Raw genomic sequence first — 18,248 nt, forward strand, 5'->3', positions numbered from 1 at the left:
GGCTGCACCGGATCGCCGTTGCCCGCCCCCGGCATCACAGGCCCAGCTGCCTGGACTCGTGCAGCGTGGCGATCGCGTCCGCCTCGCCGTCCACCTGCACCTTCGCCGCGTTCTGCCGGCCGAACGCGAACATCAGCAGCTCCGACGGCTCTCCGGTCACCGTCACCACCGGGGTGCCCCGGTGCGCCACCGCCGTCTGCCCGTCCGGGCGGCGCAGCACCAGCCCCGTCGGCACACCCCGGGCCACCAGCCGCGCCGTGCGCTCCAGCCGGGACCACAGGGCGTCCTGGAACACCGGGTCCAGCTCACGCGGGGTCCAGTCCGGCTGGGCGCGGCGGACGTCCTCGGTGTGGACGTAGAACTCGACGATGTTGGCCGCTTCGTCGACCTGCTTGAGCTGGAACGGCGAGAAGCGCGGCGGGCCGGTGCGGATCAGCTGGATCAGCTCCTCGTACGGCTTCGCGGTGTACTCGGCCATCACCTTCTCCAGGCGCGGCGCGAGCTGCTTGATCAGCGTGCCCCCGGCCGCGTCCGGGCGGCGCTCACGCACGATCACATGCGCGGCCAGGTCCCGGGTACGCCAGCCCTCGCAGAGGGTCTCGGCGTCCGGACCGACGGTTTCCAAGAGGTCGGCGAGCAAAAGCCGTTCACGCTTGGCAAAGGTCGACATGCAGTCAGCCTACGACCCCGTGGAAGGTCCGCCCAATGGACAGAGCCGGTCACTGTCGGTGCCGCGCGGCACAATGGCACCCATGACCAGTACGACCGGGATGCCCCGGCCCAGCAGCCTCGACCCGGAGATCGCCGCCCGTCTCAAGCGCAGCTCCGACGGTCTCCTGCCCGCCATCGCCCAGCAGTACGACACCGGTGAGGTGCTCATGCTCGGCTGGATGGACGACGAGGCGCTGCACCGCACGCTGACCACCGGCCGCTGCACCTACTGGTCCCGCAGCCGCCAGGAGTACTGGGTCAAGGGCGACACCTCGGGTCACGTCCAGTGGGTGAAGTCGGTCGCGCTGGACTGCGACGCAGACACCGTGCTGGTCAAGGTCGACCAGCTGGGCGCGGCCTGCCACACCGGCGCGCGCACCTGCTTCGACGAGGACGTGCTCCTCAAGGACGCCGACCAGGACGACGACCAGGACGCCGGTTCCGCCGCTTCGGCATCCGGTCAGTAAGGTCAGCCGCCATGGACCTCGAGACCTTCCGCAAGCTCGCCACCGACCGGCGTGTCATCCCGGTCACGCGCAAGCTCCTCGCCGATGGCGACACCCCGGTCGCGCTCTACCGCAAGCTCGCCGCGGAGCGCCCCGGCACCTTCCTGCTGGAGTCCGCGGAGAACGGCCGCTCCTGGTCCCGCTACTCCTTCGTGGGAGTCCGCAGCGCCGCCACGCTGACCGCGCGCGAGGGACAGGCCCACTGGCTCGGCACCCCGCCCGTCGGCGTCCCCGTCGAGGGTGACCCGCTGGCCGCCCTGCGGGCGACGATCCAGGCCCTGCACACCCCCCACCAGGAGGGCCTGCCACCCTTCACCGGCGGCATGGTCGGCTACCTGGGCTACGACATCGTCCGCCGGCTGGAGAAGATCGGCCCCGGCGAGCGCGACGACCTGCACCTGCCCGAACTGACCATGCTCCTGACCAGCGACCTCGCCGTCATGGACCACTGGGAGGGCTCGGTCCTGCTGATCGCCAACGCGATCAACCACAACGACCTCGACACCGGCGTGGACGAGGCCTACGCCGACGCCGTGGCCCGCCTCGACGCCATGGAGGCCGACCTCACGCGCGCGGTCGCCCAGCCCCCGGCCGTCCTGCCGCCCTCCGAGCTGCCCGAGTACACCGCGCTGTGGGGCGGCCCGGACTTCCAGATGGCCGTCGAGGACATCAAGGAGCGCATCCGCGCGGGCGAGGCCTTCCAGGTCGTGCCCTCGCAGCGCTTCGAGACCCCGTGCACGGCGAGCGCCCTGGACGTCTACCGCGTCCTGCGGGCCACGAACCCCTCGCCGTACATGTACCTGTTCCGCTTCGACGGGTTCGACGTCGTCGGCTCGTCCCCCGAAGCCCTGGTGAAGGTCGAGGACGGGCGGGCGATGGTCCACCCCATCGCCGGTACCCGGCCCCGCGGGACCACGCCGCAGCAGGACCAGGCCCTCGCCGAGGAACTGCTCGCCGACCCCAAGGAGCGCGCCGAGCACCTGATGCTCGTCGACCTCGGGCGCAACGACCTCGGCCGGGTCTGCGAGCCCGGCTCGGTCGAGGTGGTCGACTTCATGTCCATCGAGCGCTATTCGCACGTGATGCACATCGTCTCCACCGTCACCGGCAAGGTCGCCGAGGGCCGTACGGCCTTCGACGTGCTCACCGCCTGCTTCCCGGCGGGCACCCTCTCCGGCGCGCCCAAGCCGCGGGCGATGCAGATCATCGACGAGCTGGAGCCGGCCAGGCGCGGCCTGTACGGCGGCTGTGTCGGCTATCTGGACTTCGCCGGCGACTCCGACACCGCGATCGCGATCCGTACGGCCCTCCTGCGGGACGGCACGGCGTACGTGCAGGCCGGAGCCGGCATCGTCGCCGACTCCGACCCGTTGGCGGAGGACCAGGAGTGCCGCAACAAGGCGGCGGCGGTCCTCCGCGCGGTGTACACGGCCAACAGGCTCAGCTCATAGAAGAGTTCAGCCGGTGAACGCGGCGGTGCCGTTCGGGACGCCGAGCCCGGACGGGCCGTCGTACCCGGTGGTGCCGGTGCACAGGTACGACCCGCCGCAGCTGCCGTTGGAGCCGCTGGTCACGTCGTACAGCGCCGAGGTGTGCGCGTACGGGAAGGACGCCGGGTACGAACCGGAGGACGGGGCGCCGCCCAGCGCGTAGGTCGCCGCGATCAGCGGGGAGGAGGCGCTGGTGCCGCCGAAGACCATCCAGCCGGTGGCCGAGCGGTAGCTGTCGTAGACCGCGACCCCGGTGTTCGGGTCGGCGACCGCCGAGACGTCCGCGACCGTGCGGCCCGCGCAGCCGGTGTCCTTCTGCCAGCTCTGCTTGGCGTCGTACGTGGAGCAGCCGGAGCCGGCCCCGCTCCACACCGTGTCGTTCCAGCCGCGGGAGGTGGACGCGGTGCTCAGGGACGTACCGCCGACCGCGGTCACGTACTTGGAGGCGGCCGGGTACTCCACGCCGTAGCCGTTGTCGCCGGAGGAGACGGTGATGGCGACGCCCGGGTGGTTGAAGTAGCTGGAGTCGTACGTCGCGTCGCTGGAGGACTCCGAGCCGCCGTAGCTGTTGGAGACGAACTTCGCACCGAGGCGGACCGCGGTGTTCACGGCAGTGCCGAGGTTGGTCATGCTTGCCGAACTCGCCTCCACCAGCAGGATCCTGCAGTTGGGGCAGGCCGCGCTGACCATGTCGAGGTCGAGGGAGATCTCCTCGGCCCAGCCGGAGTCGGCGCGCGGGTAGTGGGTGCCGCCGCTCTGGTCCACCTTCCGGAAGCAGCCGCCCGCGGTGGTGCAGGCGGACAGGCCGTACCGGGAGCGGTAGACGGCGAGGTCGGACTCGGCGTTCGGGTCGTCGTAGGCGTCGACGATCGCCACCGTCTGGCCCGAACCGCCGCTCGCCGCGGGCAGGTTGTACGCCGCCTGCAGCGAGGCGGGGCCGTAGCCGGAGGGCGCGGCGGCCGCGGTCAGATCGCTCTCGGCGTGCGCCGACTTCGGGGTGCCCGAGGTGACCTGGAGGGCGTTACAGGCCATCTCGCCCTTCTTCGCCGGGGCGGCACAGGCGTGCGCGACGGTGACGCCGTGGGACGGGGAGGCGGTGGCCCGGGCCGCCTGGCCGGCCGGTGCGGCCAGGGCGAGGGCGGCCGTGGCGAGCGTGGCCACGGCGGTGAGGGAAACGGTTCTGCGCAACGTACTCCTCCACGAGGTGGGTGAACCGGGAAGGGCTGTGGGGGGTGCGCGATGCCACCACGGCGCGGGGTGTCGCGCCGAGGTCGCGCAGAACCTACGGATGTCGGGGCCACGTCAACAAGGCGACGGTTGAAGACGGGACCTTCCTTTGCCGTGCCTGGAGAATTCATGTGCCGTTCCTGAGCCTGTCGTGACGGAAGGCTGGATTCCCCATGGGTTGACGGACCCGGGTGACGGTTCGCAGCGGGTTGAGGCGATAGTGGAGTACATGACTGCTGCTGTACCTCACCCCCGCTCGGAAGCGGACGGACCCACCCGGTCCGGCCGGCGGAGCCTCGCCCTCGCCCTCCTGTGCGGTGCGCTCGGCGCGGCCGTGGCGCTGCTCGCGACCCGGCAGCGCTGGGCGGAGGGCACCGCGACGGTGGCCGGCGGCGCGTTCCCGCTCACCGCCAAGGGCAGCGACGTCACCGGCATCCCCGCGGCCCTCGCCATAGTGGGCCTCGCCGCGCTCGTCGCCGTCTTCGCCGTCCGCAGGGCCGGCCGGTTCGCCGTCGCCGGGCTGCTCGCGCTGTCCGGAGCCGGTATCACGGCCGCCGCCCTCTTCGCCGCCTCGGACAGCTCGGCACTGGACGAGAAGGCCGCCCAGGCGAGCGGCGACACCTCCGCCACCGTCGCCGCGCTCAGCCACACCGGCTGGCCGTACGTCGCGGCCGTCGGCGGCGCGCTGATCCTGCTCGCCGGCCTGCTCGCGCTGCGCTACGGCAGCCAGTGGCCCGCCATGTCCGGCCGCTACGAGCGCGGCACCGACCGCCCGCGCCGCAAGGCACGGCCGGTCGACCCGGAGCGGCCCGAGGAGATCTGGAAGGCCCTGGACCGGGGCGAGGACCCGACGGGAGCCTGACCCACCGCGGATGTGGCGAAGCAGACGCCACCCCCGCGTCCGGCACACGCGCCCGTACGGGACAATGGACGACGAGCGTCCGGCTCGGACAGTGACGGACGGGCCCCGAGCGGTACGACCCGTACGACACTCCCCTGGGACACCTACACAGCAACGAGGAGCACAGACATGGCGGGCAGCAGCCACGGCCACACCCCGGCCGCCTGGACCGGTGTCATCATTACCTTCATCGGTTTCTGCGTCTCGGGCGCCTTCATGGTGATGGCCAACGCCGTCGGCTTCTGGGCCGGCATGGTGCTCATCCTCGCCGGCGCGGTGGTCGGCGGCATCATGAAGGCCATGGGCCTCGGCGCGGACCGGAAGCCCCTCAAGATGGCCGAGGGCCCCGTCGCGACCCGTGAGCCGGTCGCCGCGGAGAGCTGAACGCACCCACCGCTTCCGCGAGGGGCGGCCCGCATCCGGAGAGGATGGGGCCGCCCCTCGCGGTGTGCGGATCGCGCGCGTGGTGCCGACGCGCAGGAGACAATGGTCGCGTGAACGCCGACAGTCTCCCGGTCCCGCAGGCCGTCCCGTATGACGCCGTTGCCGACCCGCTGTGGCGGCGCCTCGCCCTCCCGGCCGGGCTCCTCACCGCCGTCGCCGGAGCCTTCGCATACGTCGGTGCCGTGGACCCGAACGAACCCGGTCACTACCCCGTCTGCCCGCTGTACCGGCTCACCGGCCTGTACTGCCCCGGCTGCGGCGGCCTGCGCAGCGCGCACGCCTTCGTCCACGGCGACCTCCTCACCGCCCTGCACGACAACGCGCTGGGCGTCGCCGCCTACCTGGGCTTCGCCGTGCTGTGGACCGTGTGGGTGATCCGCGCGGCACGCGGCCGGCCGATGCGCGTGGACCTGGGACCGGTGCACCTCTGGGCCGCCGGCGCGGTGCTGCTGGTGTTCACGGCCGTCCGGAACCTGCCGTCGGGAGGCTGGCTGCATCCCTGATCAAGCGGTGGACGTCCAGGGAGTGGGACCGGCGTCCACCGGATGCGAGGGCTCCGCGCCGCTGCGGATACCATCGCAGTGACCACAGGTTTTCCACACCTGAAGGAACCACCGTCTGAAAGGGGGCCGCTCGCGTGAGTGTGCTCGACGAGATCATCGACGGAGTCCGTGCCGACCTCGCGGAGCGGCAGGCACGCGTCAGCCTCGACGAGCTCAAGGAGCGCGCGGCCAAGGCCCCCGCCGCCAAGGACGGGGTGGCCGCGCTCAAGGGCGACGGCGTGAAGGTGATCTGCGAGGTCAAGCGCTCCAGCCCCTCCAAGGGCGCGCTGGCCGCGATCGCCGACCCGGCCGGGCTGGCCGCGGACTACGAGGCGGGCGGCGCGGCCGTCATCTCCGTCCTCACCGAACAGCGCCGCTTCGGCGGCTCGCTGGCCGACCTGGAAGCCGTCCGCGCGCGCGTGGACATCCCGGTACTCCGCAAGGACTTCATCGTCACCTCGTACCAGCTGTGGGAGGCCCGGGCGTACGGCGCCGACCTCGTGCTGCTGATCGTGGCCGCGCTGGACCAGCCGGCCCTGGAGTCGCTGATCGAGCGGGCGGTCTCCATCGGCCTCACCCCGCTCGTCGAGGTCCACGACGAGGACGAGGTCGAGCGGGCCGTGGACGCGGGCGCCAGGATCATCGGCGTCAACGCGCGCAACCTGAAGACGCTGGAGGTCGACCGCGGCACGTTCGAGCGGGTCGCACCGGAGATCCCGGGCCACGTCGTCAAGGTCGCCGAGTCCGGTGTCCGTGGCCCGCACGACCTGATCGCCTATGCCAACGCCGGCGCCGACGCGGTCCTGGTCGGCGAGTCCCTGGTCACCGGCCGTGACCCGAAGACCGCCGTCTCCGACCTGGTCGCCGCGGGCGAACACCCCGCTCTGCGGCACGGGCGGGGCTGACCGCCGGTAGGCTGGTACCGATGACTCCCACCGTGACGACCATGGACCGGCACGCCCGCCTGGCACGCGGCTGCCGCCCAAGGGGCTGCCGCGCCCCCGCGAGGCGTGTCCACGGTCGCAGGGTGCGGTACGTCATCGGCGACGAACCTGGGCAGGTGAACGGCCGTCGATGGCAGCGCGCCCCAAAGGGGCGCGGGGAACTGCGCGACCAGCCACACACGGCCTGAGGTCGTACGACTGACTCCGCCCCCACGGCGAATAGTGTCTTTTCACACACACTCACCGTGAGGTTCTGGCATGCCCAGCAATTTCTTCTACCCCGACCCGGAGGGTCAGGTCCCCAGTGCTGAGGGCTACTTCGGCGCGTTCGGCGGCAAGTTCATCCCGGAGGCCCTCGTCGCCGCCGTGGACGAGGTCGCCGTCGAGTACGACAAGGCCAAGCAGGACCCCGAGTTCGCCCGGGAACTCGACGACCTGCTGGTCAACTACACGGGCCGTCCGTCGGCGCTGACTGAAGTACCCCGTTTCGCCGCGGAAGCGGGTGGCGCCCGCGTGTTCCTCAAGCGCGAGGACCTCAACCACACCGGCTCCCACAAGATCAACAACGTGCTCGGCCAGGCCCTGCTCACCAGGCGGATGGGCAAGACCCGGGTCATCGCCGAGACCGGCGCCGGCCAGCACGGCGTCGCCACGGCCACCGCCTGTGCCCTCTTCGGCCTCGACTGCACCATCTACATGGGCGAGATCGACACCCAGCGCCAGGCCCTGAACGTGGCCCGTATGCGCATGCTCGGCGCCGAGGTCGTCGCGGTGAAGTCCGGCAGCCGCACCCTGAAGGACGCCATCAACGAGGCGTTCCGCGACTGGGTCGCCAACGTGGACCACACGCACTACCTGTTCGGGACCGTCGCCGGACCGCACCCCTTCCCGGCCATGGTCCGCGACTTCCACCGGGTCATCGGCGTCGAGGCCCGCCGCCAGCTGCTGGAGCGCGCCGGGCGCCTCCCGGACGCCGCCGTCGCCTGCGTCGGCGGCGGCTCCAACGCCATCGGACTCTTCCACGCCTTCATCCCCGACGAGGGCGTCCGCCTCATCGGCTGCGAGCCGGCCGGACACGGCATCGAGACGGGGGAGCACGCGGCCACCCTGACCGCGGGCGAGCCCGGCATCCTGCACGGCTCCCGGTCCTACGTCCTGCAGGACGACGAGGGCCAGATCACCGAGCCGTACTCGATCTCGGCGGGCCTGGACTACCCGGGCATCGGCCCGGAGCACTCCTACCTGAAGGACTCCGGCCGCGGCGAGTACCGCGCGGTCACCGACGACGCGGCCATGCAGGCCCTGCGCCTGCTGTCCCGTACCGAGGGGATCATCCCGGCCATCGAGAGCGCCCACGCCCTGGCCGGCGCCCTGGAGGTCGGCAGGGAGCTGGGCAGGGACGGCCTGATCGTCGTCAACCTCTCCGGCCGCGGCGACAAGGACATGGACACCGCCGCCCGCTACTTCGGGCTGTACGACACCGACGCCGAGGTCGCTGCCAACGCCGCCGACACCGCCGAGATCGAGGGGGACGCCAAGTGAGCGGGAACATCCAGCTGTTGACCGACACCCTCGCCGCCGCCAGGGCCGAGGGCCGGTCCGCGCTCATCGCCTACCTCCCTGCCGGGTTCCCGACCGTGGACGGCGGCATCGAGGCGATCAAGGCCGTCTTCGAGGGCGGGGCGGATGTCGTGGAGGTGGGTCTGCCGCACAGCGACCCCGTCCTCGACGGCCCGGTCATCCAGACCGCCGACGACATCGCCCTGCGGGGCGGCGTCAGGATCGCCGACGTCATGCGGACGGTGGGCGAGGCGCACGCGGCGACCGGCAAGCCCGTGCTCGTCATGACGTACTGGAACCCCATCGACCGGTACGGCGTCGAGCGGTTCACCGCCGAGCTGGCCGAGGCGGGCGGCGCGGGCTGCATCCTGCCCGACCTGCCGGTGCAGGAGTCGGCCCTGTGGCGGGAGCACGCCGAGAAGCACGGCCTCGCGACGGTCTTCGTCGTGGCGCCGAGCAGCAAGGACGGGCGGCTCGCCGAGATCACCGCGGCGGGCAGCGGCTTCGTCTACGCGGCCTCGCTGATGGGTGTCACCGGCACCCGCGAATCCGTCGGCGCGCAGGCCCAGAACCTGGTCGAGCGCACCCGCGCCACCGGCAGCGGGCTGCCCGTCTGCGTCGGACTCGGCGTCTCCAACAGCGCCCAGGCCGCCGAGGTCGCGGGCTTCGCCGACGGTGTGATCGTCGGTTCGGCGTTCGTGAAGCGGATGCTGGACGCCCCCGACCACGTGTCGGGTCTCGCGGCGGTCCGCGAGCTGGCCGGGGAGCTGGCGAAGGGCGTGCGCGGACAGGCGTGACCGCCGGCCGTTTTCCCTATCAGAACATTCGGTCACTCGAACGAGTGGACCTGGGACCGGGGAGGCGCGCTGCGCCTCCCCGGTTCGTTCTGGGGGTGTGAGTGAGAAGAACCGTGACGGAAAGCGCACCGCCCGGGAGCGGCTGGCGGTCGAGCGCGAGAAGCAGAGGGCCGCGGACAAGCGGCGGCGCACGCTCATCGTGGGCGCGAGCATCGTCTGCGTCCTGGGCCTCGCGGCGGTGGTCGGCGTGCTCGCCGCGAACGCCGGCAAGGACAAGGGCGCGAAGGCGGGCCCGGTCGTGGCGCCCTCGGGCGCGCAGGGCAAGGACAGCCTCGCGATCCCGGTCGGCAAGGACGGCGCCAAGTCCACGCTCACCGTCTGGGAGGACCTGCGCTGCCCGGCCTGCCAGGCCTTCGAGATCGCCTACCGCCCCACGCTCCACCAACTGGTCGACTCCGGCAAGCTCAGAATCGAGTACCACCTGGTCCGGCTGATCGACGGCAACCTCGGTGGCACCGGCTCCCTGCGCGCGGCCAACGCCGCGGCCTGCGCCCAGGACACCGGAAAGTTCCGCGACTACCACGACGTGCTGTACGCGAACCAGCCCAAGGAGACCGTCGACGCGTACGCCGACAACACCAAGCTGACCGAGCTGGCCGGAAAGGTCGGCGGGCTGAACACCCCCGCCTTCCAGAAGTGCGTCAGGAACGGCACCCACGACAGCTGGGTGAACAAGTCCCAGAACGCCTTCAAGAACGGCGGCTTCACCGGCACGCCCACGGTCCTGCTCGGCGGGAAGAACATCTACCAGGACCAGACCATGACGCCGGCCAAGCTCAAGCAGATGGTGGAGGCGGCCGACCGCGGGTAAGGACCACCGTGGTCCCGTCCGGTTTTCTCACGCCCCCGTTATGGACCCGTAGCCGGGCCGCTTGCCGTCCCCACGGCCCGGCACGGTAGCGTCGGACCTGCCATGGAACTTTCCTACATTCCCAGCCCGTCGCGCGGGGTGCTGTACCTCGGCCCCATCCCGCTGCGCGGCTACGCCTTCTGCATCATCATCGGCGTCTTCGTGGCCGTCTGGCTCGGCAACAAGCGCTGGATCGCCCGCGGTGGGCGGGCCGGCACCGTCGCCGACATCGCGGTCTGGGCCGTGCCCTTCGGCCTGGTCGGCGGCCGGCTGTACCACGTGATCACGGACTACGAGCTGTACTTCAGCGACGGCCGTGACTGGGTGGACGCCTTCAAGGTGTGGGAGGGCGGTCTGGGCATCTGGGGCGCGATCGCGCTCGGCGCGCTCGGCGCGTGGATCGGCGCGCGGCGCCGGGGCATCCCGCTGCCGGCATACGCCGACGCCGTCGCGCCCGGCATCGCCTTCGCGCAGGCCATCGGCCGCTGGGGCAACTGGTTCAACCAGGAGCTGTACGGCCATGAGACCCACGTTCCATGGGCCCTGCACATCACCTCCTCCGAGGGCGGCCGGGTGCCGGGCTACTACCACCCGACGTTCCTCTACGAGTCCCTGTGGTGCGTCGGTGTGGGTCTGCTGGTCATCTGGGCCGACCGCCGCTTCAAGCTGGGCCACGGCCGCGCGTTCGCCCTGTATGTCGCCGCGTACTGCGCGGGCCGCAGCTGGATCGAGTACATGCGCGTCGACGACGCCCACCACATCCTGGGCGTCCGCCTCAACGTCTGGACCGCGCTGATCGTGTTCCTGCTCGCGGTGACGTACCTCGTCGTGTCGTCGAAGAAGCGGCCGGGCAGGGAAGCCGTGGTGGAGCCCGAGGCCGTTGCCGAGGTGGCCGGTGGGGAGCCGGAGGCCGCTGCCGAAGCGGAGGACAAGGGCGAGCCCTCCGATGCGGAGACGAAGGACGAGACCGAGTCGGCGACGAAGAAGAGCTGACCGCGGGTCGTATGACGCCGAGGGCGCCCGGGGTTCTCCCGGGCGCCCTCGGCGTGTGCGGGCGAGGTCAGCCCCGGTACGCCAGTGACAGGGTGCGCCGGGCCATCGCCACCACCGCCGCGTCGATGAAGCGGCCGTCGGGGAGGGCCTGGGCGCCCTCTTTCACGGCCGCTGCCTTGAGGATCGTCTCGGCGTGCTCGGTCTCCGCCGGCGTGGGCAGGTAAGCCCGTTCGATCACCGGCAGCTGCCGGGGGTGGATCGCGGCGCGGCCGAGGAAACCGAGAGCGCGGCCGTGGGCGCAGGACACGGCGAGGCCGTCCAGGTCGCGGATGTCGGGGTGGACCGACTGCGGCGGTGGGGCGAGGCCGGCGGCACGGGCGGCGACGATCACCCGGGAGCGCGGCCAGTCGAGGCCGGCGTCGGCCCGTACCCCCAGGTCGGCCCGCAGGTCCGCCTCGCCGAGGGCGATGCCCCGCAGCGCGGGGTGCGCGGTGGCGATGGCGTAGGCGTGCTCGATGCCGAGCGCCGTCTCCAGCAGGGCGTACAGGGGGACGGGGGTGGCCGCGGCGGCCTGCCTGATCTGCGCCGGGGTGGTCACCTTCGGAAGCCGCAGACCCGAAAGGCCGGGGAGCGCGGCCAGAGCGCCCAGGTCGGCGGCGGCCCAGGGGCTGTCCAGGGCGTTGGCGCGGACGTGCACCGGGACCGGCTGGGGCTCGGTGAGGAGCTCGGCCGTGGCCGCGCGGGCGTACACCTTGCGGTCCTGGGCGACCGCGTCCTCCAGGTCGATCACCACCACGTCGGCGCCCGCGGCCAGCGCCTTGGCCACCACGGCCGGGCGGTCGCCGGGGACGTATAGCCAGGTGAGCGGGGCCCGGGTCACAGGGCTCCCTCCGCGCGCAGCGCGGCGATCGCGGCCGGGGTGAGGCCCAGCTCGGTGAGCACGGCCTCGGTGTCGGCGCCGTGCGGACGGCCTGCCCAGCGGATCGCGCCGGGGGTCGCGGAGAGCCGGAAGAGCACGTTCTGCATACGCAGCGGCCCCAGCTCGGGGTCGGTGACCGTGGTGATCGTGTTCAGGGCCTGGTACTGGGGGTCGGCCAGGACGTCCCGCACGTCATGGATCGGGGCCGCCGCGGCCTCGGCCTTCTCGAAGGCGCTGAGGACCTCGGTGCGGGTGCGGGCGGCGATCCAGGAGCCGACGGCCTCGTCCAGGACGTCGGCGTGCGCGGCACGGTCCGCGCCGGTGGCGAACCACGGTTCCTCGATCAGCTCAGGACGGCCCACCAGGCGCATCACCCGCTCCGCGACCGACTGCGCGGAGGTGGAGACGGCGACCCAGAGACCGTCGGCGGTGCGGTAGGTGTTGCGCGGGGCGTTGTTCGCGGAGCGGTTGCCGGTGCGTTCCTGCACCTGACCGAGCTGGTCGTACCAGGTGGGGTGCGGGCCGAGGACCGACAGCATCGGCTCGATGATCGCCATGTCGACGACCTGCCCGGCGCCGGTGCGCTCCCGTGCGGACAGCGCGGTGAGCACGGCGTAGGCGGTGGCCAGGCCCGCGACCGAGTCCGCGAGCCCGAACGGCGGGAGCGTCGGCGGCGCCTCCGGCTCGCCGGTGAGCGCGGCGAAGCCGCTCATCGCCTCGGCGAGGGTGCCGAAGCCGGGGCGGTGCGCGTACGGGCCGAACTGGCCGAAGGCCGTCACCCGGGCGAGGACCAGCCGAGGGCCGGCGGCCGACAGCTCCTCCCAGCCCAGCCCCCACTTCTCCAAGGTCCCCGGGCGGAAGTTCTCGATCACCACGTCGGCGGTGGCGGCGAGCCGCAGCAGGACGGCACGGCCGCCGGGCGTGGACAGGTCCAGGGTGATGGTCCGCTTGTTGCGGCCGAGCACCTTCCACCACAGACCGATGCCGTCCTTGGCCGGGCCGTGCCCGCGGGAGGGGTCCGGCCGGTCCGGGTGCTCGACCTTGATCACCTCGGCGCCGAAGTCACCGAGCAGCGTGGCGGCCAGCGGGCCCGCGAACAGCGTCGCCAGGTCCAGCACCCGCAGACCGGTCAGCGGCGGTGCCGGCGTACCCATGTGCGCGGTACTCATGCGTGCCGTACTCATGCGGTGCACTGGGCGTCGATCTCCGGGCGGTACGGCATCGACACCGACGCCCCGGCCCGCTGGACGGAGATCGCCGCGGCGGCCGCCGCCCAGGACAGGGCCTCGCGCACCGGTTTCTCCTCGGCGAGGGCCACCGCGAGCGCGCCCACGAAGGTGTCGCCGGCGCCGGTGGAGTCCACGGCGGTCACCCGCGGCGCCGGGATCACGAGCGGCTCGGTGCCCCGGGCCAGGTAGAGGCTGCCGGTCGCGCCCAGGGTGACGACGACCTCCGGTACCAGGTCCAGCAGGGCGGCGGCGGCATCGCGCGGGTCGGTGCGGCCGGTGAGCGTGACCGCCTCGAACTCGTTGGGCACCAACAGGTCGGTGACCGCGAGGAGTTCCGGCGGCAGCGGCCGGGCGGGCGACGGGGTGAGCACCGTACGGACCCCGTGCCGGCGCGCCGCCTGAGCGCCCGCGACGACCGCGGCCAGCGGGATCTCCAGCTGCAGCAGCAGGGCGTCGGCGGAGGCGATCACGCCCTCGTCGCCGGGGGAGAGGTGGTCGACGGTGCCGTTCGCGCCGGGGATGACGACGATGGAGTTGGCGCCCTCGTCGTCCACCACGATGTGCGCGGTGCCGGACGGGCCGTCGACCGTGCGCAGGAAGTCGGTGTCCACGCCGGAGTGTTCGAGGGTGTCGCGCAGTCGCAGGCCGAAGGCGTCGTTGCCGACCGCGCCGATCATCGAGACGGTCGCGCCGGCGCGGGCGGCGGCGATCGCCTGGTTGGACCCCTTGCCGCCGGGGATGGTGTGGAACTCGCGTCCCGTCACGGTCTCGCCGCGCTGCGGGGCCTTCGTGACATAGGTGACGAGGTCCATGTTGGTGCTGCCGAGGACGACGATGTGGGTCATGAGCGGGTCGCCTCCAGATGGGTGAGGTGGGCGAGGGTGTCGAAGCCGGTGCCGTCGAAGTCGCCGACGGTGCCGGCGAGCCGGTTCTTCAGCGGGGCCCGCCAGCGGTCGGGCAGGGCGGCGGGCGCGCCCGCGAGCAGTCCCGCGATGCTGCCGGCCGTGGCGCCGTTGGAGTCGGTGTCCCAACCACCGGACACCGCACGGCAGATGGAGCCGGTGAAGTCACCGTCCGCGTGGGTGAGGGCGGCGGTGAGCAGGGCGGTGTTGGGCAGGGCGTGCACCCAGTGGTGGGCGGGGGAGTAGCGGGCGTGGAGTTCGTCCACGATGTCGTCGAAGTCCTCGTGGACTCCGGCCAGTTCGACGGCGTGGCCGATCGCCCGCGCGAGCCGGGAGCGGGGCGGGATCACACGCCGGCCGGTGCGCAGACAGGAGTGCACGTCCTGGGTGCCGGTCGCTGCGGCGGCGATGACGGCGGCCGTGAACATCGCCGCGTAGACGCCGTTGGCGGTGTGGGTGAGGACCGCGTCACGGTGCGCCTGTTCGGCGGCGGCGGCCGGGTCGCCGGGGTTGGTCCAGCCGTGCACGTCGGCGCGGATCAGGGCGCCGATCCACTCCCGGTAGGGGTTGCGGTGGCGGGCGGTGTGCGGGGGTTCGATGCCGGAGAGGAGGTTGCGGCAGGCGATGCGTTCGGCGGTGAAGGTGCGGCCGGGCGGGAGCTCGTCCAGCCAGAGCCGGGCCACGTCGCCGGTGTGGAAGCCCTTTCCGTGGCGCTGGAGGAGCAGCAGATTGAGGAGGGGGTAGGTGAGGTCGTCGTCCTCGGGCATGCCGTCGATGTTCTCGGCGAGGGAGGTTCCGGCTGAGCGGCGGTTCCAGGGGTATGCGGTGAGGAGGTCTTCTGGGACGCCGACGGCGGTGAAGTAGGTGGTGAGAGGCCAGTTGCCGGCTGCGCGGGCGAGGGCGCGGATGCCGTCGAGGGGGAGTTTTTCGACGGGTTTGCCGAGCAGACAGCCGATGGCCCGGCCGAGCCAGGCGGCTTCGAGGGCGGTCCGGTAGCGCTCCGAAGAGGCGAGGGGCGAGACATGGTGCGGCTTCGCCGCGTGGGCGCGGCCGGCCACGTACTGCCCGTGGTCGGACGACGGCCATTGCCTGCACAGGGACTTGATGTGTTGCAGGTCTGTCGGCTCGTCCTCGGAGAGGCTACTGGGCAGGTCGGCGAGTTCGTCCAGCAAGTCCTCCGCGAGGAGACGGAGATAGCGGGACGCCCGATGGGCGGACGCCCCCGCGCGTGGCGGCGCGTCCGGGCCGCCCGCCGCTCGCCAGCGCGCCTCGATCGCCGACGGTTCCCGCCCGTCCAGGCGGGCCTGGTTCAGTTCATGGCCCAGCAGATCCTCCGGCTGGACCCAGGTCAGTCGGAGCATGCAGATCCTCCGAGGGCCGTGAACGCCCGCTCATGGGCGCGGCGCCGCCGTACGTCGCGTGCGAAGACCTCCCGCGTGACCTCGGTGAGCGTCCGGGCCGGCGCCCACAGGTCCAGGCGGCTGGCCTCGGCGACCGTCTTCGCCCAGTCCTCCGGCACGGGGGAGCCGAGGGCGCCCGCGAGGGCACCGGCCATCGTGGCGATCGAGTCGCAGTCGCGGCCGTAGTTGACCGCGCCGAGGACCGCGTGCCGGTAGTCGCCGCCGGAGACCAGCATCATGCCCAGCGCGATGGGCAGTTCCTCGACCGCGTGCAGCCGGGAGGGGCGGCGGGCGGCGAGGGAGGGGGCGCGGTAGTCCGGGCCGACGGTGTCGTACGGGGCCACCGCCGCGCGCAGGGGTCGTAGCGCCGACTCGAAGTCGCTGTGGCCACGGGCCACTTCGCACACCTTCTCGATCGCCTCGCGCGTGCCGTCCTTCGCCAGGGACAGGCAGGCGCCGACGACGGAGTCGGGGGTCGCGCCCGGTGTCGCGGCGGCGGCGACGGCCGCGGCGAGGACGCCGGCCGCCTCACGTCCGTACGACGACTGGTGCGCGCCGGCGATGTCGAGCGCCTCGGCGTAGGCGGCGGCCGGGTTGGCCGCGTTCACCAGGCCGACGGGGGCCATGTACATCGCCGCGCCGCAGTTGACGATGTTGCCGACGCCCGCCTCCCGGGGGTCGGCGTGGCCGTGGGCGAGCCGGGTCACGAGCCACTTCTCGGCGAGGAAGAGGCGGTGCAGGAGCAGAGCCTCGGTCTCCAGCTCCGGGATCCAGCGCGGGTTCGTCATCAGGTCCGGGACCAGGTGGTCGGCGACGGCGTACGCGTCGAGGTGGTCGCGGACGCGGGCGTAGACCCGGATCAGCGCGTGGGTCATCAGGGTGTCGTCGGTGACGTGGCCGTCGCCCTTGTGGTAAGGGGCGATGGGGCGGGCGGTGCGCCAGGCGTCACCGTGCCAGGGGCCGACGATGCCGTGGACGCGACCGCCGTGGCGCTCGGTGATCTGCTCCGGGGAGTAGCCCTCGACCGGGCCGCCGAGGGCGTCGCCGACGGCTGCTCCGACGAGGGCACCGGTGATCCGCTCATCGAGGCTGTGCACAGGACTGCCCGAAGGCGGCCGACTGCTTTCTTCGTCTTCGAGTCCTTTGGACTCCTTGGGCGTCATGTCTCGAATCATCCCCCTGGCTGGGCCGGTTGTGCGGCTTCCAGGAGTCCGGCGAGTTCCACCAGGTCGGTGCCGGCGAGGCGGGGCAGCGCGCAGCCGGACAGGGTGCGGCAGGCGTCCCGCCAGGTCTCCGGGATGGCCGCGCCGCCGCCGAGCGCGCCGGTGAGGGCGCCCGCGAGGGCGGGGGCGGAGTCGGCGACCCGGGACAGACAGGCGGCGGCGGGTACGGCGTCGGCGATACGGCCGCCGGCGGCGGTGGCCAGGGCGAGGGCCACCGGGACGGTCTCGGCGGCGGCGATGCCGTAGCTGTAGACGTGGTCGACGATCTGGTGCTCCAGGAGCGGGACGAGGGCGAAGGCGGACTCGCTGTCCTCGGCGAGGGCGAGCGCGTGGCGGGCGTTGCGGCCGATCTCCGTGTCGGCGGGGAGTTCGGCGAGCGCGGCGGTCACGCAGGTGTCCGTCGTGGCGTCGGCGAGGGCCAGGGCGAGCGCGGCGGCCATGGCGCGGGCGCCGTGCACGCCGTCGCCGTCCTGGGTGTAGCGGGCATCGAACTCGGCGAGGGCGGCGGCGCGTGCGGGGTCGCCGGGGTGGGCGACGGCGAGTACGCAGGCGCGCACGCAGGCGGCGTCGTCGAAGTAGTGCGGGTTGTCGTGGCCGGTGGCGGGCGGGCGCAGGCCGGTGGCGAGGTTGCCGAGGCCGGCGCGGACCGAGATGCGGGCGCGCAGGGGGAGCACGGCGGACTCGACCTCGGGTGCGCGGTCCGCCGCCGCGGCGACTTCCGCGGCCACGGCGGTCCAGGTGAGGTCGATGGCGGCGCGGGTACGGCGCTCTCGGCTGAGGTCGCCGAGGACGTCGTCGTCACCGGCCCGCAGCACCGCCTCCGCGGCGAAGGCCGCCCACTCGGCGTCGTCGGAGGGGCCCAGGCGGAGGGGCTCGGGGGGCTGGTTCAGGGCGATCGGTACGGGGAGGGTGGTGGTGGCGTTCTGCTCGGCGAAGGTGTCCAGTTCGCGGGTGAGACGCCGGGTCCACTCGGGCATACGGGCGGCTCGGTGCCGGGCTGCCGGCCAGCCGGCGGCGTCGCCTGCGGCCAGCCCGAGCAGGAGCCCCTCGATACGGCGCGCTCTCATGACCGGCCCTCGCTGTCCTGCGTGCCGGAGTTCCCCGCCCCGACCAGGGAGCTTCGCCCACCCGTCCAGCCATCCGGCTCGGAGGGCTGAGGGGTGGGCGCGCACGGCCCGGGTGAGCCGTCCGGCTCGGCTCCGGGCGGGAGCGGGGCGGGAGGCGAGCCCGGCGGGGCAGCCCCCGCCTCCCTCGCGGGCGAGTTCCCCAGAACGCCCCCTGCCCTCTCCGAAGGCGAGCCCCGCAGGACCGCCCCTTCCCGGAGCGCCCCTGGGGGAGCGGTCCCGGTTTCTTGTGGTGGTGCCTTGGGGAGGGCTGCGAGCGCCCCGTCTTGAGGTGCTGGGGGGAGAGCGGGTCCCGTTTGTTCTGGTGGCGTCTCGGGGAGGGTTGCCGTTGCTCCGTCTGGGAGTGCCGCCGGGAGAGCTGCTCCCGCTCCGTCTGGGAGTGCCGCCGGGAGAGCCGTTCCCGCTCCGTCTGGGAGTGCCGCCGGG

General features: G+C 72.9%; 18 protein-coding genes. 10 read left to right on the forward strand and 8 right to left on the reverse strand.

Annotated features, from left to right (window positions below):
- Window positions 1-34 precede the first annotated feature (34 nt).
- Window positions 35-670: a TIGR03085 family metal-binding protein gene (locus ABZ624_RS16445; RefSeq protein WP_360088270.1), complete on the reverse strand. Its 636-nt coding sequence runs from the start codon at window positions 668-670 to the stop codon at window positions 35-37.
- Window positions 671-752: 82 nt separating this feature from the next.
- Between ABZ624_RS16445 and hisI the strand changes: the two genes are divergently transcribed.
- Together hisI and ABZ624_RS16455 are read left to right on the forward strand one after the other, a co-directional pair.
- Complete coding sequence (hisI, locus tag ABZ624_RS16450) at window positions 753-1,178, forward strand: phosphoribosyl-AMP cyclohydrolase (protein ID WP_360088273.1); 426 nt, start codon at window positions 753-755, stop codon at window positions 1,176-1,178.
- Window positions 1,179-1,189: 11 nt separating this feature from the next.
- Window positions 1,190-2,668 carry an anthranilate synthase component I gene (locus ABZ624_RS16455; protein WP_360088276.1) on the forward strand — a complete coding sequence of 493 codons (1,479 nt, stop codon included), beginning with the start codon at window positions 1,190-1,192 and terminating at the stop codon, window positions 2,666-2,668.
- Between the two features lie 6 nt (window positions 2,669-2,674).
- On the opposite strand, the gene ABZ624_RS16460 is transcribed toward ABZ624_RS16455, so the two are convergent.
- On the reverse strand, window positions 2,675-3,895 hold the full coding sequence (locus ABZ624_RS16460) for a S53 family peptidase (protein ID WP_360088279.1): 1,221 nt from the start codon (window positions 3,893-3,895) through the stop codon (window positions 2,675-2,677).
- 259 nt (window positions 3,896-4,154) lie between these two features.
- Between ABZ624_RS16460 and ABZ624_RS16465 the strand changes: the two genes are divergently transcribed.
- From ABZ624_RS16465 to lgt, 8 genes are all read left to right on the forward strand, one after another.
- The gene (locus ABZ624_RS16465; RefSeq protein WP_360088282.1) at window positions 4,155-4,796 is read left to right on the forward strand and encodes a TIGR02234 family membrane protein; all 642 of its coding nucleotides are present in this window, start codon (window positions 4,155-4,157) and stop codon (window positions 4,794-4,796) included.
- Window positions 4,797-4,964: 168 nt separating this feature from the next.
- A complete protein-coding gene (locus ABZ624_RS16470; RefSeq protein WP_360088285.1) occupies window positions 4,965-5,219 on the forward strand; it encodes an HGxxPAAW family protein in 255 nt (84 codons plus the stop codon).
- 170 nt (window positions 5,220-5,389) lie between these two features.
- The gene (locus tag ABZ624_RS16475) at window positions 5,390-5,782 is read left to right on the forward strand and encodes a DUF2752 domain-containing protein (protein ID WP_360088587.1); all 393 of its coding nucleotides are present in this window, start codon (window positions 5,390-5,392) and stop codon (window positions 5,780-5,782) included.
- 134 nt (window positions 5,783-5,916) lie between these two features.
- Window positions 5,917-6,726, forward strand: coding sequence for an indole-3-glycerol phosphate synthase TrpC (trpC, locus tag ABZ624_RS16480; RefSeq protein WP_360088288.1), 810 nt, complete (start codon window positions 5,917-5,919; stop codon window positions 6,724-6,726).
- Window positions 6,727-7,023: 297 nt separating this feature from the next.
- Window positions 7,024-8,307, forward strand: a complete 1,284-nt coding sequence (gene trpB / locus ABZ624_RS16485; protein ID WP_360088291.1) for a tryptophan synthase subunit beta — start codon at window positions 7,024-7,026, stop codon at window positions 8,305-8,307.
- On the forward strand, window positions 8,304-9,122 hold the full coding sequence (gene trpA / locus ABZ624_RS16490; RefSeq protein WP_360088294.1) for a tryptophan synthase subunit alpha: 819 nt from the start codon (window positions 8,304-8,306) through the stop codon (window positions 9,120-9,122). The genes trpB and trpA overlap by 4 nt, the downstream gene beginning before the upstream one ends.
- Window positions 9,123-9,219: 97 nt before the next feature.
- On the forward strand, window positions 9,220-9,993 hold the full coding sequence (locus ABZ624_RS16495) for a thioredoxin domain-containing protein (protein WP_360088297.1): 774 nt from the start codon (window positions 9,220-9,222) through the stop codon (window positions 9,991-9,993).
- Between the two features lie 102 nt (window positions 9,994-10,095).
- Complete coding sequence (gene lgt, locus ABZ624_RS16500; RefSeq protein ID WP_360088300.1) at window positions 10,096-11,025, forward strand: prolipoprotein diacylglyceryl transferase; 930 nt, start codon at window positions 10,096-10,098, stop codon at window positions 11,023-11,025.
- Between the two features lie 67 nt (window positions 11,026-11,092).
- Here lgt and ABZ624_RS16505 read toward each other — a convergent pair whose 3' ends face one another.
- Genes ABZ624_RS16505 through ABZ624_RS16530 form a run of 6 tightly spaced genes read right to left on the reverse strand, consistent with a single transcriptional unit; the run spans window position 11,093 to window position 17,765 of the window.
- A complete protein-coding gene (locus ABZ624_RS16505; RefSeq protein WP_360088303.1) occupies window positions 11,093-11,905 on the reverse strand; it encodes a CoA ester lyase in 813 nt (270 codons plus the stop codon).
- Window positions 11,902-13,113, reverse strand: coding sequence for a CoA transferase (locus tag ABZ624_RS16510; RefSeq protein WP_360088306.1), 1,212 nt, complete (start codon window positions 13,111-13,113; stop codon window positions 11,902-11,904). Before ABZ624_RS16510 ends, ABZ624_RS16505 begins: the two co-directional genes overlap by 4 nt.
- An 11-nt stretch (window positions 13,114-13,124) precedes the next feature.
- Complete coding sequence (gene rbsK, locus ABZ624_RS16515) at window positions 13,125-14,018, reverse strand: ribokinase (RefSeq protein WP_360088309.1); 894 nt, start codon at window positions 14,016-14,018, stop codon at window positions 13,125-13,127.
- Window positions 14,015-15,436: an ADP-ribosylglycohydrolase family protein gene (locus tag ABZ624_RS16520; RefSeq protein ID WP_360088312.1), complete on the reverse strand. Its 1,422-nt coding sequence runs from the start codon at window positions 15,434-15,436 to the stop codon at window positions 14,015-14,017. The genes rbsK and ABZ624_RS16520 overlap by 4 nt, the downstream gene beginning before the upstream one ends.
- The gene (locus ABZ624_RS16525; RefSeq protein ID WP_360088315.1) at window positions 15,424-16,638 is read right to left on the reverse strand and encodes an ADP-ribosylglycohydrolase family protein; all 1,215 of its coding nucleotides are present in this window, start codon (window positions 16,636-16,638) and stop codon (window positions 15,424-15,426) included. The genes ABZ624_RS16520 and ABZ624_RS16525 overlap by 13 nt, the downstream gene beginning before the upstream one ends.
- A gap of 8 nt (window positions 16,639-16,646) precedes the next feature.
- Complete coding sequence (locus ABZ624_RS16530; protein WP_360088318.1) at window positions 16,647-17,765, reverse strand: ADP-ribosylglycohydrolase family protein; 1,119 nt, start codon at window positions 17,763-17,765, stop codon at window positions 16,647-16,649.
- Window positions 17,766-18,248: the final 483 nt, after the last annotated feature.

Source organism: Streptomyces sp. NPDC007205, from assembly GCF_040634095.1.
Taxonomy (GTDB): domain Bacteria; phylum Actinomycetota; class Actinomycetes; order Streptomycetales; family Streptomycetaceae; genus Streptomyces.

Coding starts and splice junctions, on each gene's coding strand:
- ABZ624_RS16445 (WP_360088270.1), bottom strand. CDS start 670: ATGTCGACCTTTGCCAAGCGTGAACGGCTTTTGCTCGCCGACCTCTTG.
- hisI (WP_360088273.1), top strand. CDS start 753: ATGACCAGTACGACCGGGATGCCCCGGCCCAGCAGCCTCGACCCGGAG.
- ABZ624_RS16455 (WP_360088276.1), top strand. CDS start 1,190: ATGGACCTCGAGACCTTCCGCAAGCTCGCCACCGACCGGCGTGTCATC.
- ABZ624_RS16470 (WP_360088285.1), top strand. CDS start 4,965: ATGGCGGGCAGCAGCCACGGCCACACCCCGGCCGCCTGGACCGGTGTC.
- trpB (WP_360088291.1), top strand. CDS start 7,024: ATGCCCAGCAATTTCTTCTACCCCGACCCGGAGGGTCAGGTCCCCAGT.
- lgt (WP_360088300.1), top strand. CDS start 10,096: ATGGAACTTTCCTACATTCCCAGCCCGTCGCGCGGGGTGCTGTACCTC.
- ABZ624_RS16510 (WP_360088306.1), bottom strand. CDS start 13,113: ATGAGTACCGCGCACATGGGTACGCCGGCACCGCCGCTGACCGGTCTG.
- rbsK (WP_360088309.1), bottom strand. CDS start 14,018: ATGACCCACATCGTCGTCCTCGGCAGCACCAACATGGACCTCGTCACC.
- ABZ624_RS16520 (WP_360088312.1), bottom strand. CDS start 15,436: ATGCTCCGACTGACCTGGGTCCAGCCGGAGGATCTGCTGGGCCATGAA.
- ABZ624_RS16525 (WP_360088315.1), bottom strand. CDS start 16,638: ATGACGCCCAAGGAGTCCAAAGGACTCGAAGACGAAGAAAGCAGTCGG.
- ABZ624_RS16530 (WP_360088318.1), bottom strand. CDS start 17,765: ATGAGAGCGCGCCGTATCGAGGGGCTCCTGCTCGGGCTGGCCGCAGGC.